1 protein-coding gene and 1 pseudogene are annotated in these 532 nt (G+C 50.2%); one reads left to right on the top strand and one right to left on the bottom strand.

Annotation, left to right across the window (positions count from 1 at the left end; genetic code table 11):
* A partial coding sequence (locus R7040_RS29660; protein WP_411978238.1) for a sodium:solute symporter family transporter occupies window positions 1-317 on the top strand: 317 nt, incomplete at its 5' end.
* 75 nt (window positions 318-392) lie between these two features.
* Here the strand turns inward: R7040_RS29660 and R7040_RS29655 are convergent.
* Window positions 393-532, bottom strand: a pseudogene (locus R7040_RS29655) (GNAT family protein); the annotation flags it as partial.

Below are 532 nucleotides of genomic sequence, written 5' to 3'. Positions count from 1 at the left end.
CAGACAGCTCTGTGCTAGGTCTTGTATCTTACGCTTGGGCAGGCTTCGGCGCGGCATTTGGCCCTGCAGTAGTACTTAGCCTTTACTGGAGCGGTATGAACCGTAACGGCGCACTAGCGGGCATCCTAGTGGGTGGCGTGACCATCGTAGTTTGGAAACAGCTAACTGGCGGTTGGTTCGACGTTTACGAAATCGTACCGGGCATCATCTTCTCAACACTGGCTATCGTGTTGGTTAGCAAGATGACTGGCGGTGCAGGTCAAGAAGTTCTAGACCAACACCAAGAGTACAAGCAGAAGTTGGTTGATTTAGACTAACCACTGCACAGATGACTAAAGCCCGCGAATATCGCGGGCTTTTTTATTGTATTCAAATCGGTTTAGCTAAGCGGCTTACTCGCGGATTTTTGAGTAAATCACGGTGTTACTCAGCTCTCCCGATGTGGTAAGACGTTCGTTTCTGAGTTCGCCTTCGAACTCATAACCACAGCGCTCGGCTACAGCACGGCTCTTTTGGTTGGTGCTATCAGCAT

Source organism: Vibrio sp. 1069 (assembly GCF_033340555.1).
Note: the sequence above shows the minus strand (reverse complement) of the source record. Positions and strands in the feature narration are given on the sequence as shown.